This is a genomic window from Brucella daejeonensis (genome assembly GCF_014199265.1).
GTDB lineage: Bacteria > Pseudomonadota > Alphaproteobacteria > Rhizobiales > Rhizobiaceae > Brucella > Brucella daejeonensis.
Window position 1 is genome coordinate 48,762 of sequence record NZ_JACIJG010000006.1, and the last position, 16,742, is coordinate 65,503.

A 16,742-nucleotide genomic window follows, 5' to 3' on the forward strand; every position below is an offset into this window, starting at 1 on the left:
GACGAAATGCGCATGAATGGAAAAAGGAACCCGCAGGCCGCCAAGCCGCAGAGTCCTGCGAAACCGTTCCTTGAGAATGAACGGCCGACGTTGAAGACAATCGCATTCATGACCGGCCTTGGCGTAACCACGGTTTCACGGGCACTGAAGGATGCGCCCGAAATCGGCCCTGAAACACGCAAGCGCGTACAGCTTATCGCACGTCAGATCGGCTATCGCCCCAACCGTGCGGGTGTGCGTCTTCGAACCGGCAAGACGAACGTCATCGCACTCGTTCTGAACACGCAGGACGAGATCATGGGCTTCACGAGTCAGGTCATTCACGGCGTCGCGGATGTTCTGGCCGAAACGCAATATCATCTCATTCTCACGCCCTATTTTCACTCGCGCGCGCCGATAGAGCCGATCCGTTACATAGTGGAGACCGGCTCGGCCGACGGCATCATTTTTTCACGCACGGAGCCGGACGATCAGCGTGTCCATTACCTGACCGAGCACAATTTCCCGTTCGCTACCCATGGACGTACAGACATGGGCATTGAACACCCCTATCACGACTTCGATAATTTCACTTTCGCGCTGGACATGGCCGGTAAACTGGCGTCACGCGGACGCAGGCGGCTTGCCTTGCTTGCACCGCCGGCGCATCTCACCTACTACCGGCACATGGTGGGCGGCTTTTATGAGGGGCTGCGCACCTTCAATTGCAGCGGATCGCCGTTCGAAAGCGTCGATCTCGATACGCCGCTTGAGGACTTGCGGGAACATATTGCGGAATTGATGAAAAGGCCTAACCGGCCGGACGGCATCATCTGCTCCGGCAGTGCTGCGGCCCTGGCAGTCGTTGCCGGTGTCGAGGACGCCGGGTTGAGCATCGGCAATGAACTGGATGTCGCGGCGAAGCAGTCCACGCAGATCCTGCACTGGTTTCGTCCGGGGCTGATTGTTGTCGAAGAAAACTTCAAGCTTGCCGGACAACAACTCGGCAAGGCCATTCTGGGCCGCATCAGCGGTGCCGACATAAAGTCCTTGCAAACGATAGGCTGAAAAAAGGGCGGAGGCTACTCCGGCACCGTAGTGTCAAAATAGCCTCCTGTCGCTCGGGAGGAGCGAGGCAAAGTCAGTTTGCCGCCCGCTTTTTCGTGTTCCCGGCCTGCCGGAGCAAGGCCTCGGCTGCGGCCACATCAAGCGCTTCCGGGCGAGTGCAGCGCGTTTCGATATCGATGAAGCGCTTTTCCTCGCCGGAGCGGAGGACTGCCAGCATGACATCGACCCCATGCAAAGCGCGTTCAAGCGAACAACGCATGTCGCGACCGTCGAGGATCGCTGCAGCCATGTCCGCCAGACCTGCTGTTCTATAGTTGGCCATCATTCCGTTGGAATGTTCTTCGTTCGCGATACCGAACGGATGATCCCAGTTTTCGACAGGCTTCGCGGCCTGTCCCGGTTTCGCCAGTTGAACTTCGCCCCCGAAGAAATTCGGATCCGGCAGGTAAAGCGAGCCGTCCGTGCCGTAGAGTTCCATATTTGCATGGCGATGCGCCCAAACATCCCAACTTGCAGAAAGCGTGATTGTTGCCCCCTGTTCGAATTCGAGCAGGGCGTGAATCGTCGTGGGTGTCTCGACCGGTATGGTCTCGCCCCTGCGTAGCTCGGAACTGATGGTTCGTGTCGGCGTTGCCGCCGAGGTCAAGGCGGCAACCCGCTTCACCGGCCCGATCAGATTGACGAGATTGGCGATATAATATGGCCCCAGATCGAGGATCGGCCCGCCGCCCGGCTTGAAAAAGAAGTCCGGGTTCGGATGCCAATGCTCCATGCCGTGGCTCATCACATGGCATGTGCCCGATGTGATGCGTCCAACAGTGCCGCTATCGATTTCACGCCGCGCAAGCTGATGCGCGCCGCCGAGAAACGTATCCGGCGCGCATCCAACTTTCAGGTTCCTGCGATCGGCCAGCGCTTTCAGTTCGAGACCCTGCGCCATCGACAGGACAAGCGGCTTTTCCGAATAGGCGTGTTTTCCGGCCGCCAAAATCTGCTTCGTCACGGCATAATGAGCGTCCGGAACCGTCAGATTGACGACGATATCGATATCGTCATTCCGCAACAGTTCATCGATGGTCTGCGCCTTTATGCCGAACTCCTGCGCGCGCGCTTCCGAAGCCGCGGAATTGAGATCGGCACATGCCCGTATTTCGATGCCACGAAACATCGGGGAAAGCCGCAGATAGGCGGCGGAGATGTTTCCGCAGCCGATGATACCGACACCGAGTGTCTTCGTCATTTGTCTCTCCAGATCAGAAAGCTTTTACGGTTTCGATGGAACGGCTTGCGAACCTGACATCGTCCGACGGATTGTCATGTTCCATGATGAAATATTGGACCGGCGTTTTGCGCAGGGCCGCGAACAGGGAAGCCCAGTCTACCGTCCCGTGGCCGACATCCGCCCAGCCGTCTTCGTCGCCCTTTTCGCCGTTGGCCGCGATGTCCTTGACATGAACGGCAAGAATGCGGTCCCCGTACCGGTCGATCCACTCGATCGGATCACCGCCGCCCTTTATGATCCATGCAATATCGGCCTCCCACGCAAGATCAGGCGACGCGTCGAGAATATGTTGCAGCGGCACCGATCCATCTGTCAGGGGACGGAACTCGAAATCATGATTGTGCCAGCCAAATGCATAACCCGCTTTGCGGTAAGGTTCGCCTGCCGCCGCAAGGCGCTTTCCAAGTTCCTGCCAGCCCGCGACCGTGTCAGGGCGCCGATCTGCGTCAAGATAGGGACAGAAAATCGCCTTCATGTCGGCGACCCTGGCGATTTCCAGAACGCGATCGACCTCATTTTCCAGCATATCCAGTCCAAAATGCCCGGTAGGCATGGAAAGGCCCAGCGTATCCAGGTCTTTCTTCAATTGCACCGGATCGCCATAGACACCGCCATAGCCTTCGACCCTCCGATAACCGAGATCGTGCAACATGGAGAGCGTGCGTTCCAGGGGCTGGAAGTTGCGCGAGCTGTAAAGTTGATAGGAATAACCGTTCATGTCTTTCGTCCTTCGATCTAAATCCTGAACCGGCAAGGCTTTTGCCGGGCAAAAAAAACCTCCGTCACAGCGGAAGTTTCCTTCGCGCCATGGCATGAAAACCAATGATTTCGCCTGTATCGGAAGCGCTTACGGGAAGCGCATATCTCGTTTCATCTAAAGCCTCTCCTCCGTTTGGGCGTCGAAAAGTGAAAGCGTATCTGCCTTGAATCCGATCCTCACCTTATCGCCGGCCCGATAGCGTTTGCCGGCTTCCACCCGCGCCGACAGGGGATGTCCGTTCAGGCGAAGCCAGACCAGACTGTCCGCGCCCATTGGCTCGTCAAGATCGACAGTGGCTTCGAACCCACCCTCCACATCGAGCCTGACATGCTCGGGTCGGACCCCGAGCGTAGCTTTCCGCCCGGACGCCAGCGCACCGTCGTAGCCATCAAGCCGCACGGCCGCATTCCCGATATGAAAGACAGGCCCGTTATCCGTGGCGATTTCTCCTGAAAAGAAATTCATCGAGGGCGAACCAAGGAAGCCCGCAACGAAGCGGTTCCGGGGACGATTATAAATCGTAAGCGGGTCGGCAAGCTGCTGCACGATACCGCCCTTCATCACCGCGATGCGGTCCGCCAGCGTCAATGCCTCGATCTGGTCATGAGTGACATAGATCATCGTATTGCCGAGCTTCTGGTGCAGGCGCTTGATTTCTACCCGCAGTTCCGAACGCAGCTTGGCATCGAGATTGGAAAGCGGTTCGTCGAACAGAAAAACGTCAACATCGCGCACGAGCGCACGACCAATGGCGACACGCTGGCGCTGCCCACCGGACAGAGCGGAGGGCTTGCGCTGCAAAAGTGGCTCGATCTGGAGAATTTCCGCGGCGCGCTTGATGCGCTTGTCGATCTCCGTCCTCGACAAGCCTGCAACGCGCAAGCCGAATGAGAGGTTTTTCTCGACGGTCATCTGCGGATACAGCGCATAGGACTGGAACACCATGCCGATGCCGCGGTCCTTCGGTTCGTCCCAGGTGACATTACGCCCCTTTATGAAGATGCTGCCTTCGGAAATGTCGAGGAGCCCGGCAACACAGTTGAGCAGCGTGGACTTGCCGCAACCCGAAGGCCCCAGAAGCACAAGAAACTCGCCTTCATCGATCTCCAGATTGAGATTTTGCAGCACATTGACCGAACCGAAATCGAGCGACAGGTCCTGGATGGAAACACTGGAATTCATGAGGTTCATCCCTTCACTGCGCCAGCGGCTATACCGCGAACGAAATAGCGGCCGGAAAGGAAGTAAACGAGCAGCGGCACGGCACCTGTGAGAATGGTAGCGGCCATATTGACGTTATATTCCTTCACGCCCTGCATGGAGTTGACGATATTGTTGAGCTGGACGGTCATCGGAAAATTCTGCGTTCCCGCAAACACCACCCCGAAAAGAAAGTCGTTCCAGATGCCGGTTACCTGCAGGATGATCGCGACGACGAAAATCGGCAGTGACATCGGCAGCATGATCTGGAAAAAGATACGCCAGAACCCCGCCCCATCCACGCGCGCGGCCTTGAACAGTTCTGGCGGCAAGCCGGCAAAATAATTGCGGAACAGCAACGTCAGAATCGGCATACCGAAGATCGTATGGATGAACACGACCCCCGTCAGCGTACCGAAGATGCGAAGCTCACGGGTGATGATGACAAGCGGATAGAGCATGACCTGATAGGGTATGAATGCTCCAAAAAGCAGGATCGAGAAGAACACTTCCGATCCCTTGAATTTCCAATTCGCCAGCGCATAGCCGTTGACCGAAGCAATCGCTATTGACACGATCACGCTCGGTACGGTGATCTTGACCGAATTCCAGAAGCCCGCGCTGATCCCTTCACAATAAAGGCCCGTGCAAGCCTCGCTCCATGCCTTGACCCAGGGCTCGAAAGTGACCTCGACCGGCGGCGCGAAGATATTGCCAAGCCGGATCTCCGGCATACCCTTCAGGGAGGTGACCACCATCACATAGAGCGGCAACAGGTAATAGACGGCGGCGACGAACAGCACACAGTAAAGCATGATGGTTGCCGGAGCAAAACGTCGTTTCGGTTTGTGTCCCCATGGCTGCGAAGCCTGCTTCCCTTGAGCTTCAGCGGCCGGAATTTGCGCGTCGTCCGACATCTTCCGGTTCAGGACTGCTTCTGTCATCTTGGCTTCCTCCGGCTATATTCGAGCATCGTCCACGGAACCAGAATGATGAGAACCGTGGTCAGCATGACCGTGGAAGCGGCAAGCCCCTGACCGAGATTGGCCCATCCGAACATGAAGTCGTAGACATATTTTGCCGGCACTTCGGAAGCGATGCCCGGACCGCCATTGGTCATCGCCACGACCAGATCGTACAGTTTCACGATACCTGTAGCGATAAGCACCACCGTGGTTACCAGAACCGGACGCATCATCGGCAAGACGATGAAAACATATGCTTTCCACTTCGGAATGCCGTCGACCCGCGCGGCTTTCCATATCTCGTCATCGATGTTGCGCAATCCGGCCAGCATGAGAACCATGACCAGACCCGTCATCTGCCATAGCCCGGCAATCACAATGGCATAAATGACATAAGTACGGCTCGACAGGACCGCCATCTGGAAATTATCGAAACCGATATCGCGAACGACCTTCTCCAGCCCGAGTTGCGGATTGAATATCCATTGCCAAACCAGTCCGGTTACGATGAAGGACAGGGCATAGGGATAGAGAAAGATCGTGCGGAACGTATTCTCGAAGCGGATCTTCTGATCCATCAAGGCAGCAAGCACAAAACCGACGATCAGCGAAAAACCCATGCACAGCACACCATAGATCGCCAGATTGCGAACGGATACATGCCAGCGCGTCGCGGAAAACAGCCGGGCATATTGATCGAAGCCGACAAAATTCCACATCGGCAATGATTTGGAGGACGTAAAGGAATATGCGACCGTCCAGAGCGTGCAGCCTATGAAGACGACCAGAACCGTCGCTATCATCGGGAGCGCGGCAATCTTCGCATTCAAATTGCGAAACAAGCCCAAGGGCTTTCTTTGGCGGTTATCGTCAAGGACGGTCATGTTCTCCTCCCTCTCCCGATCTGCGGATATCCCGCACCACCTTCCTCCTGACGGTGCGAGATACGAATGATTATTGAGCCTGTTCGATGATCTCCGCAAAACGTTCCTGAATGTCATCGACCGTCATGTCTGGATTGGAAAAGAACTCGGCCGCGAGGCTCTCGATCTGTCCCTGTGTATCCGGTGCCCGCAACTGCTCCATCGACGGGATGATGTTGTCCGGGTTCTTGAGGATTTCAATACCGGCCCGCATACAGCTCGATGCAGAATCGAGATCGACATCATCGCGGATCGGCAACGAACCCTTGGCCAGATTGAACGCGACCTGCGTATCCTTGGAAACGAGCATACTGGCCAGCTTGAGTTGCGCCTTGGTGACGTCCGGGTCCGCGTTTTTCGGAAAGTAGATCGCATCGCCACCCGTTTCGAGATATGGATGCATACCAAGCCCCGGCAGGCAGTCGTAATCCTTCCCGGCCATCTTGCCGGCGGTGCCGAACTCACCCTGGGCCCAGTCGCCCATGATCTGCGCACCCGCCCGCCCGGTCAGAACCATATTGGTCGCCTCGTTCCATGAGCGGCCGACATAACCGGGGTCGGCCAGCGCACGCGCCTCGGCAAGCGCCTCAAAGACCTTCTTCATTTCAGGCCCGCGCGCGGCGTCGGCATCCTTGTCCTTGTTGACCTTGAGATAAAGTTCCTTGCCGCCGATCGCCGTCATCAAGACGGTGAGCATACCATTCACCTGCCAGCCGTCGCCGGTCGCAAGGGGAACGATGTTCTTTTCCTTCAGTTTGGGGGCCGCGGCAACGAGATCGCTCCAGTTCTTCGGTGGTTCGGCACCGGCATCCCGGAAGGACTGCGGATTGATCCACATCCATTCCCACGAATGGATATTCAGCGGAACGCAATAAAGGCGGCCTTCAAAAGTACATGACTCGAGAAGGCTTCCGGGGCGGATGAAATCGGCCCAGCCTTCCTTTTCGGCAAGCTCCGTCAGATCTGTCATCAAGCCGGCCTGAACCAGTTCTTCGGCCTGTCGTCCGTGATTGAGCTGCGTGGCTCCCATCGGATTGCCGCCGAGGATACGGCTTATGATAATCGGACGAGCGGTCGAGCCGCTACCGGCAATAGCCCCGTCAACCCACTTGTCGCCGCCAAGCGCATCGAACTTTTCAGCCAGCACCTTGACGGCGGCGGCTTCACCGCCCGAGGTCCACCAGTGGGTAACTTCAAGATCGGCCGCCGACGATGTCCCGGTCATCGCCAGTGTTGTCGTTGCCAAACAGATCGACGCGGCGAAAACCGCCGTTCTCCCGTACGACATTTCATCTCCTCCCAAATCTGAAACGTTACAGGTATGGTATCCGAAACGGCCCCGCTTGCAAGCTTTTAATTTGCTTCATCATGAACAGCCCCGGTGGAATTCAGTCAACACGTTGAAAATAAACAAAAAATAGTTCGGCATGTATTGGAGTGATTGGAATTTTCATGCCATACCTGCACCCCTCATCTAAACTGGAAACATGAGAATAAATGAAATCTGTAACGTTACAGATTTGCGTTCAGCACTAGCCATGAAAACAAAAAGGCGAGACATACTCTGAAACCGCAATGCTGTTCATCAGCTCAAATAACGCGCACTGGCTTGAATGTCGCTTCGCCGATGATCGACCTTTTCCGGTTTTTGATATATATTAATACATGGCACAAAACAAACTAGAGAAGTTTGCTCTGCTTAAACGACGAACAGTATGGATATTTCTTATGCTGTTTTTCGTCACCGTTTCTTATTTGCAGCCCGCCGCTTCGGATGTGACCGGAAGCGCGATTGTTTTAAAGTTAAATGGAACGGTCAACCCTGCGACAGCAGACTATATCTCACGCGGTTTGCAAAAGGCAGCGCAGCGCAAAGCAAACATTATTGTGTTGCAGATCGACACGCCCGGAGGACTCGACAGTTCCACGCGTGACATCGTTCGTTCAATTCTGGCCTCGCCCATAGCGGTGATCGCTTTCGTAGCTCCAAGTGGAGCGAGGGCTGCGAGTGCGGGAACCTACATTCTTTATGCCAGCCATTTGGCCGCGATGTCGCCTGGCACACATCTGGGGGCTGCGACCCCTGTCGCCATCGGTGGCGGATCGCCCTTCAATAGCGAACCCGAAGATGGCGGGAATGCTTCAAAGGAAGCAAACAAGGATAACTCGAACAAACCTGTTCAGTTTCCGAAAACCGCCAGTGAAGCGAAGGCAATCAACGATTCGGTAGCCTATATTCGCGGACTTGCCGAACTGCGCAATCGCAATGCGGATTGGGCTGAAAAAGCCGTGCGCGAGGCAGCCGCACTTTCGTCCGACGCCGCCATGCGCGAGAATGTTATCGACTTCATGGCCGCCACGATCGACGACTTGCTGAAACAGGCGGATGGCCGCACCGTGCGAGTGGGCCAGGAAAATATCAAACTCAGCACAACCGACCTCGTAGTTGAAGCCCTTGAGCCGGACTGGCGTGCGCGCTTTCTTTCCACGATCACCGATCCCAATATCGCTCTTATTCTCATGATGATCGGCATTTACGGACTGATCTTCGAGTTCATCAACCCCGGAGCTCTGGTTCCCGGCACGGTCGGGGCTATCAGCCTGATTATCGGACTGTATGCATTAGCCGTTCTCCCGGTAAACTATGCTGGATTGGGCCTGATTGCGCTCGGAAGTGTGTTGCTCGTCGCAGAGGCACTGGCCCCATCGTTCGGGATTCTCGGCATTGGCGGCAGCGGCGCATTGGTTCTGGGGGCAATCATCCTGTTGGATACAGACATTCCGGGTCTGGAAATCTCACGGCCAATAATCGGCGGCATAGCAGTCGTCAGTCTCATCTTCAGCGTTGTCGTCGCTCGCCTTGCCTTGCTCGTGCGGCGAAAGAGAGCGGTTACCGGCGCTGAAGAAATGATCGATTCGACCGGCGAAGTGGAAAGCTGGGCGGGAAGTGACGGATATATCATGGTCCACGGCGAACGCTGGCGCGCCATCTCCACCACCCCGCTTTCCGCAGGAGATCGTGTGACCGTCACAAATCGGCATGGATTAACGCTTGAGGTTGCCCTTCGGGAGCGCGAGGGAGAATAGCAACCAGAACAGAACACAGGAGTCATGACGATGAGTCTATTCAGCGACATCACGTTCTACCTTGTACCGGTTCTCATTCTCGTCATTTTGCTCGCGGCGGCGGTTAAAATTCTGCGCGAATACGAGCGCGGCGTGGTCTTCACGCTCGGTCGCTTTACTGGCGTAAAGGGACCGGGGCTGATCGTACTGATTCCATTCGTGCAACAAATGGTTCGCGTCGATTTACGCACGCGCGTTCTGGACGTCCCAAGTCAGGACGTCATTTCCCGCGACAATGTTTCGGTCAGCGTTAACGCCGTGATCTATTTTCGTGTTCTCGACCCGGAGAAAGCGACGATACAGGTAGAAGATTTCATGGCGGCGACCAGCCAACTCGCCCAGACCACGCTGCGTTCCGTGCTGGGCAAGCACGATCTTGATGAAATGCTGGCCGAGCGAGATAAGCTGAACAGCGACATCCAGGATACTCTCGACAAGCAAACCGACGCCTGGGGCATAAAAGTTGCAAATGTCGAAATCAAGCATGTGGATGTCAATGAAGCCATGATCAGGGCTATCGCGCGTCAGGCTGAGGCCGAACGCGAGCGGCGTGCGAAAGTCATCAATGCCGAAGGCGAACAGCAGGCAGCTCAAAAACTCCTCGAAGCCGCCAGAATACTTTCCAGGCAGCCAGAAGCCATGCAGCTTCGCTACCTAAGCACACTCAACACGATTGCCGGAGAAAAAAGCTCTTCCATCATATTTCCATTCCCGATGGAAATCGTCAGCTTCATCCAGGACATGAAAAAAGGTAAGAACCCTTCATGATGCGCCGCCCGATGCATTTGGTTGCAGCGTGAAAAATTCGGCGCGACGAATGCTGCAACACAAATATGTGGGGCAATTCAGCCATAGCCAGTACTTTTTATTTCGGTCTATGGGTGAGGCAACGCGAAACACTATCCTGCCAGCCTGCTATCGCGCTTTCACGCTCCTTCTCCGGCATCTTCGGCTCAAACCGGCAATCACGCTGCCAGCGTTCCGAAAAGCCCTTGCGGTCCGGCCCGATGCCCGCACGGAAAGCAGCCAGCCATGCGGCGCCCAGAACCGTCGTCTCAAGAAACACCGGGCGGTCGACAGGCGCATTGAGAATGTCGGCCAGACGCTGCATGGTCCAGTCGGACGCAACCATGCCGCCATCAACCCGCAAGACCGTATTCCCGTTTGATCCCTTCCAGTCACCACGCATGGCTTCAAGAAGATCAAAGGTCTGATAAGCAACGCTTTCGAGCGCCGCACGCGCGAACTCGGCCGGTCCCGTTCCACGCGTCAGTCCGAAGATCGCGCCGCGCGCTTCCGCATCCCAATAAGGCGCCCCCAGTCCGGCGAAGGCAGGAACCAGATAGACACGCTGGTTCGGGTCGGCCTTTTCGGCAAGCGCGCTCACCTCCGAAGCCACGGAAATAAACCCCAGTTCGTCACGCAGCCACTGCACCGCGGCCCCGGCGATGAAGATCGAGCCTTCAAGGGCGTAAGTCGTAACGCCATCGAGACGATAAGCGATGGTGGTAAGCAGCCGGTTGGATGACGTCACACGATCCGTCCCGGTGTTCAGAAGCGCAAAACATCCGGTGCCGTAGGTGGACTTCATCATGCCCGGCTCAAAACAGGCATTGCCGATCACCGCCGCCTGCTGGTCGCCCGCGACACCGAGAATCGGGATGGAAACACCGAAAAGCGAAGGATCGGTCATGCCGAAATCCGCAGCGCAATCCTTCACTTCCGGCAGCATGGCGGCTGGAATACCCAATATATCCAGCAACTCATCGTCCCAGCGGTTTTCGCCGATATTATAGATCAGCGTGCGTGACGCGTTGGTCGCATCGGTTACGTGCGCCTTGCCGCCGGTAAGCTTGTAAATCAGCCAGCTATCAACGGTGCCGAAGCAGATTTCGCCGTTCTCCGCACGCTCACGCAACCCTGAAACATGGTCCAGCAGCCATGCAAGTTTTGTCCCGGAAAAATACGGATCGAGCAGCAGCCCGGTCCTGTCGGTGAACAGGGGTTCCAGATTGCGACGCTTCAAATCCTCGCAAAGCTGCGCCGTGCGGCGATCCTGCCAGACGATGGCGCGGTGCGCCGGCTTGCCGCTGGCACGATCCCAGACGACTGTCGTTTCGCGCTGATTGGTGATGCCGATGGCCGCGACATCCGCGGCGCCAATACCTGCCTGCTCAAGTGCGGTGCCAATGGTAGACTGGACGGTTGCCCAGATTTCCTCGGCATCGTGCTCGACCCAACCGGACGAGGGAAAATGCTGCGTGAATTCCTGCTGTCCCTGCCCGACGACCCGCATGTTGCTGTCAAACAGCACGGACCTCGTGGAAGTGGTGCCCTGATCGATAGCCAGAATATATCCGCTCATTCTTCACGCATTCCCATTGGTAGCAACAAGCCGGGACGGCCGGCGGTCCGATTTCGACGTTTCCATCCGCTGATACAGACGCCAAGCGAATGTCGGGACACAAACGTCAAATTCAATCCACCAGTGCCGCCCCGGCCAGATCAAACTACAGAATTTTACTTCTGCCAGCTCTTGACCAGCTCGTCATAATTGACGGTGACCGGCTTTTCCTTTTCGTTCTCGATCTTCAACTGCGGTGCAAGGTTGCCTTTCGAAACGGCATCCTTGTTCCAGTATTCCAGATCGTGTTCCTCAGCCAGTTTTGGCCCGAACTCACCCTGGACACCAGCCCGTTCGAGACGAGCCAACACTTTTTCCTGTTCCGCGCAAAGCGAATCCATGGCTTCCTGCGGCGTTTTCGCACCGGAAGAAGCATCACCGATAGCCTGCCACCACAACTGCGCCAACTTCGGATAGTCTGGAACATTGGTGCCGGTGGGCGACCATTGCACGCGAGCCGGAGAGCGATAGAATTCGACCAGACCGCCCAGCTTCGGCGCCCGGTCCGTGAAGCTCTGGTGATGGATCGACGAGTCGCGGATGAAGGTCAGGCCGACATGGCTTTTCTTTACGTCCACCGTCTTCGACGTCACGAACTGCGCATAGAGCCAGGCGGCCTTGGCGCGATCGTCGGGCGTCGATTTCATCAGCGTCCAGGACCCCACGTCCTGATAGCCGAGCTTCATGCCGTCTTTCCAGTAGACGCCATGCGGCGAAGGCGCGACGCGCCACTTCGGCGTGCCATCCTCGTTCACCACCGGCAGGCCGGGCTTGGCCATATCGGCGGTAAAGGCGGTGTACCAGAATATCTGCTGGGCAATATTGCCCTGCGAAGGAACCGGACCCGATTCGGAGAAAGTCATGCCCTGCGCTTCCGCCGGAGCATAGGCCTTGATCCAGTCGAGATATTTCTGGATCGCATAGACCGAGGCCGGTCCATTGGTATCGCCACCGCGCGCCACGCAGGAACCGACAGGGCGCGACTGGTCATCGACCTTGATGCCCCATTCATCGACCGGCAGCCCGTTCGGCAGGCCCTTGTCGCCGTTACCCGCCATGGAAAGCCAGGCATCGGTGAAGCGCCAGCCAAGCGAAGGATCTTTCTTGCCATAGTCCATATGGCCGAAGACCTTCTTGCCCTCGACATCGCGCCCGGTGAAGAATTCGGCGATATCCTCATAGGCCGACCAGTTGACCGGCACACCGAGATCATATCCGTACTTGGCCTTGAAGTCGGCCTTGTTCTTTTCGTCGTTGAACCAGTCGTAACGGAACCAGTACAGGTTCGCGAACTGCTGGTCGGGAAGCTGGTAGAGCTTCTTGTCCGGCGCAGTGGTGAACTTGCTGCCGATGAAATCGTCCAGATCGAGCATCGGATTGGTGACATCCTTGCCTTCATTGGCCATGAAGTCGGTCAGGTTGCGCACCTGCTGGTAGCGCCAGTGCGTGCCGATGAGGTCGGAGTCGTTGACCCAGCCGTCATACAGGTTCTGGCCGGTCTGCATCTGGGTCTGGATTTTTTCGACCACATCCCCTTCCTGGATGAGATCGTGCGTGACCTTGATGCCGGTAATGGCGGTAAAGGCAGGCGCCAGAACCTTGGATTCATAGTCATGGGTGGTCAGCGATTCCGAAACGACCTTGATTTCCATGCCCTGGAAAGGCTTGGCCGCATCGACGAACCATTGCATTTCCTTTTCCTGATCGGCGCGCGAAAGAGACGAAAGATCGCCGATTTCCTTGTCGAGAAATTGCTTCGCCTCGTCCATTCCGGCCAAAGCAGAACCCGTCATTGCCAGCACGATGAGTGCCGTAGTCGTCATTAGATGCCGTCGCATGGTGTTCCTCCCAAAGCTCGCGATTGCATATCGACTTCCGGGCGCGGTGTCCCCCGAGCCCATTCCTGCACGGAGCGGATTTCCGCCCCGGTTTCTCACACGAAGCGGAATACGCCGATGGCGTAGACCACTGAAAGGGCAAGCGCCCACCACAAGTTCGGACCGACCAGCCCGAGCCATGCAAGATTGATGAAGGCACTGCCAAGCAGCGAGATGAACAGTCGGTCGCCGCGCGTGGTCTCGAACCGCAGGATGCCGTTACGCGGCGCCCCCCCCGGCAGGACATATTCCCACACGCACATGGCGACCAGAAGCGAAGCGATGCAGCCGAAGAAGGCGCCCGTCTGCCATGTCCAGGCCATCCACGAAAAATCAGGCAAATGCAGCATGAATCATACCCTCCCCAGGGCGAAGCCCTTGGCGATGTAATTACGGACAAACCAGATCACCAGCGCGCCGGGGATCAGGGTAAGAACACCGGCCGCGGCGAGCAAGCCCCAGTCCATGCCGGCAGCGGATACCGTACGCGTCATGGTGGCGGCGATGGGCTTAGCGTCCGTTGTCGTCAGGGTGCGCGCGATCAGAAGCTCGACCCATGAAAACATGAAGCAGAAGAAGGCGGCGACGCCGATGCCCGAAGCGATGAGCGGCGTGAATATCTTCACGAAGAATTTCGGGAAGGAATAGCCGTCGATATAGGCCGTCTCGTCGATTTCCTTCGGCACGCCCGACATGAAGCCTTCCAGAATCCACACGGCAAGCGGCACATTGAACAGGCAGTGCGCCAGCGCCACCGCGATATGCGTGTCGATCAGCCCGAAAGCCGAATAAAGCTGGAAGAACGGCAGGGCGAAAACGGCGGGCGGCGCCATGCGATTGGTGAGCAGCCAGAAGAACAGGTGCTTGTCGCCGATAAAACGATAGCGCGAGAACGCATAGGCGGCAGGAAGCGCGACCGAAACGGAGATCACCATGTTCAGGACAACATAGATGATGGAATTGATATAGCCCGAATACCATGCCGGATCCGTGAAGATGGCGCGATAGTTCCGCAGCGTGGGTTCGTGCGGATAGAGTGTCAGCGAAGTCAGGATTTCCTGGTTCGTCTTGAAGCTCATATTGACGAGCCAGTAGATCGGCACCAGCAGAAGCACGATATACAGGGTGGGCACCAGCCAGCCGAGGCGCGCCCCTTCGCGCCTGTTTTTGTGCTTCCGCGGCGCATCCAGAGTAAGCGTTGAATTGACGGTGTTCATGTCACATCTCCTGGTCGTGGCTGGTCATGACGGTGTAGAACACCCATGAAAGAAGCAGGATGATCAGGAAGTAGACGAGCGACATGGCGGCGGCGGGTCCCAGATCGAACTGACCGAGCGCCATTTTCACCAGATCGATCGACAGGAACGTCGTCGAATTGCCCGGCCCGCCGCCTGTGACCACGAAGGGTTCGGTATAGATCATGAAGCTGTCCATGAAGCGCAGCAGCACGGCGATGAGAAGTACGCGCTTCATTTTCGGAAGCTGGATATACCGGAACACCGAGATACGCGACGCGCCGTCGATCCGGGCCGCCTGATAATAGGCATCGGGGATCGAGACGAGGCTTGCATAGCAAAGCAGCACCACGAGACTGGTCCAGTGCCAGACATCCATCACGATGACGGTCACCCACGCATCGAACGGATCGTTGACATAGTTATAATCAAGGCCAAGCCGGTTGGCGTAATAGCCCAGAAGGCCGATATCGCTGCGTCCGAAAACCTGCCAGATCGTTCCGACCACGTTCCACGGGATCAGCAGCGGCAGCGCCATGGTGACGAGGCAGACCGGCACCCAGAAGCCCTTCTTGGGCATGTTGAGCGCGATGAAGATACCGAGCGGTATCTCTATGACGAGAATGATGAAGGAGAATACCAGATTGCGGCCGAGCGCATTCCAGAAGCGGACGGAATGAAGAATCTGCGCGAACCAGTCCGTCCCCGCCCAGAAAAACTGGTTGTTCCCAAACGTATCCTGAACCGAATAATTGACCACCGTCATGAGTGGAATGACTGCGGAAAAGGCGACGAGCACCAGCACCGGCAGGACCATGAACCAGGCTTTGTTGTTCCAGCTTTTTTCCATGATCAGCCCCCCATGCCCACACGCCAGGAATCCGCAAAGATGCCGATTGCCTTCGGATCGAAAACGACTTTCGGTTCGGCGGGAATCTCGTCATCCTCATCGACCACGACCGCGAGCCTGTGGCCCTCGAAGCCCCCACGCACGATGCGATAGCGCCCGATATCCTCGATCTTGTCGATGTGGATGGGCAGGCCATCGCGGGAAAGCTTGACGAATTCGGGACGAATTCCAAGCTCGATGCGTTTTGCATCGCCGACAAGCGGCGTCCCGGCGAGCGGTATGATCTGGTTACCTATCCGTGCGACCTGCCCCTCGATCCGGGCGGCCATAAGATTCATGCCGGGCGAACCGATGAAATAACCGACAAATGTATGGCTTGGACGCTCGAACAGTTCGGCAGGCGTTCCAATCTGGACGATCTGGCCGTCATGCATCACGACGACCTTGTCGGCGAAGGTCAGCGCCTCGGTCTGGTCATGCGTGACATAAACCATCGTAAAGCCCGACTGGCGATGCAGGTGCTTCAGTTGCGAGCGCAGCACCCATTTCATATGCGGGTCGATGACGGTCAGTGGCTCGTCGAAGAGAATGGCGTTCACATTGGCGCGCACCAGCCCCCGCCCGAGCGAAATTTTCTGCTTCTGGTCGGCGGTCAGCCCCCGTGCGCGCTGCCCGGCAATAGCCGTAAGGTCGGTCATTTCCAGAATGTCGGCCACCCGGCGCTGCACTTCCGGCTCCGGCATACGGCGATTGCGCAGGGGAAAGGCGAGATTGTCGAAAACGGTCATCGTGTCGTAAACGACCGGGAACTGGAACACCTGCGCAATGTTGCGGTCTTCGGTTGCAAGACCGGTCACATCCTGTCCGTCGAAGAGAATGCGGCCTTCCGTTGGCTGCAAGAGGCCGGAAATGATATTGAGCAGGGTGGTCTTGCCGCAACCTGACGGACCGAGCAGCGCATAGGCCCCGCCGTCTTCCCACTCGTAATTGACCTTCTTCAGCGCATAGTCGCCTGCAGCCTGAGCCTGCGCGCTATAAGCGTGGCGGATATGTTCGAGACTGATGCGTGCCAT

General features: G+C 56.9%; 15 protein-coding genes. 3 read left to right on the top strand and 12 right to left on the bottom strand.

All coding sequences use genetic code 11. The annotated features are described in order from the left end of the window. Nucleotides 1–12: 12 nt before the first annotated feature. Entirely contained in the window at nt 13–1,047 is a 1,035-nt protein-coding gene (locus FHS76_RS09135; RefSeq protein WP_183651079.1) for a LacI family transcriptional regulator, read from the top strand. 73 nt (nt 1,048–1,120) lie between these two features. Here FHS76_RS09135 and FHS76_RS09140 read toward each other — a convergent pair whose 3' ends face one another. From FHS76_RS09140 to FHS76_RS09165, 6 genes are all read right to left on the bottom strand, one after another. Then, a complete protein-coding gene (locus FHS76_RS09140) occupies nt 1,121–2,287 on the bottom strand; it encodes a Gfo/Idh/MocA family protein (RefSeq protein ID WP_183651082.1) in 1,167 nt (388 codons plus the stop codon). Between the two features lie 13 nt (nt 2,288–2,300). Beyond that, nucleotides 2,301–3,047, bottom strand: coding sequence for a sugar phosphate isomerase/epimerase family protein (locus FHS76_RS09145; RefSeq protein WP_183651085.1), 747 nt, complete (start codon nt 3,045–3,047; stop codon nt 2,301–2,303). Nucleotides 3,048–3,203: 156 nt separating this feature from the next. Continuing rightward, nucleotides 3,204–4,271, bottom strand: coding sequence for an ABC transporter ATP-binding protein (locus FHS76_RS09150; RefSeq protein ID WP_183651088.1), 1,068 nt, complete (start codon nt 4,269–4,271; stop codon nt 3,204–3,206). Nucleotides 4,272–4,276: 5 nt separating this feature from the next. Beyond that, nucleotides 4,277–5,206 (bottom strand): carbohydrate ABC transporter permease, encoded by a 930-nt coding sequence (locus FHS76_RS09155; RefSeq protein WP_235992631.1) that lies wholly within the window; start codon nt 5,204–5,206, stop codon nt 4,277–4,279. A 23-nt stretch (nt 5,207–5,229) separates the two neighbouring features. After that, a complete protein-coding gene (locus tag FHS76_RS09160; RefSeq protein ID WP_183651093.1) occupies nt 5,230–6,138 on the bottom strand; it encodes a carbohydrate ABC transporter permease in 909 nt (302 codons plus the stop codon). A gap of 70 nt (nt 6,139–6,208) precedes the next feature. After that, a complete protein-coding gene (locus FHS76_RS09165; protein WP_374828583.1) occupies nt 6,209–7,465 on the bottom strand; it encodes an ABC transporter substrate-binding protein in 1,257 nt (418 codons plus the stop codon). Nucleotides 7,466–7,842: 377 nt separating this feature from the next. Between FHS76_RS09165 and FHS76_RS09170 the strand changes: the two genes are divergently transcribed. After that, nucleotides 7,843–9,264 carry an NfeD family protein gene (locus FHS76_RS09170; protein WP_374828582.1) on the top strand — a complete coding sequence of 474 codons (1,422 nt, stop codon included), beginning with the start codon at nt 7,843–7,845 and terminating at the stop codon, nt 9,262–9,264. 30 nt (nt 9,265–9,294) lie between these two features. Next, nucleotides 9,295–10,071, top strand: a complete 777-nt coding sequence (locus FHS76_RS09175) for a slipin family protein (RefSeq protein ID WP_183651095.1) — start codon at nt 9,295–9,297, stop codon at nt 10,069–10,071. Between the two features lie 97 nt (nt 10,072–10,168). On the opposite strand, the gene glpK is transcribed toward FHS76_RS09175, so the two are convergent. From glpK to FHS76_RS09205, 6 genes are all read right to left on the bottom strand, one after another. Next, complete coding sequence (gene glpK, locus FHS76_RS09180) at nt 10,169–11,668, bottom strand: glycerol kinase GlpK (RefSeq protein WP_183651098.1); 1,500 nt, start codon at nt 11,666–11,668, stop codon at nt 10,169–10,171. Nucleotides 11,669–11,823: 155 nt separating this feature from the next. Continuing rightward, complete coding sequence (locus FHS76_RS09185) at nt 11,824–13,545, bottom strand: ABC transporter substrate-binding protein (protein ID WP_183651101.1); 1,722 nt, start codon at nt 13,543–13,545, stop codon at nt 11,824–11,826. A 95-nt stretch (nt 13,546–13,640) separates the two neighbouring features. After that, on the bottom strand, nt 13,641–13,934 hold the full coding sequence (locus FHS76_RS09190) for a DUF2160 domain-containing protein (protein ID WP_183651104.1): 294 nt from the start codon (nt 13,932–13,934) through the stop codon (nt 13,641–13,643). Nucleotides 13,935–13,937: 3 nt separating this feature from the next. Further along, a complete protein-coding gene (locus tag FHS76_RS09195; RefSeq protein ID WP_183651107.1) occupies nt 13,938–14,801 on the bottom strand; it encodes a carbohydrate ABC transporter permease in 864 nt (287 codons plus the stop codon). 1 nt (nt 14,802) lies between these two features. Continuing rightward, entirely contained in the window at nt 14,803–15,669 is an 867-nt protein-coding gene (locus tag FHS76_RS09200) for a carbohydrate ABC transporter permease (RefSeq protein WP_183651110.1), read from the bottom strand. A 2-nt stretch (nt 15,670–15,671) separates the two neighbouring features. Then, the gene (locus tag FHS76_RS09205) at nt 15,672–16,742 is read right to left on the bottom strand and encodes an ABC transporter ATP-binding protein (RefSeq protein WP_183651113.1); all 1,071 of its coding nucleotides are present in this window, start codon (nt 16,740–16,742) and stop codon (nt 15,672–15,674) included.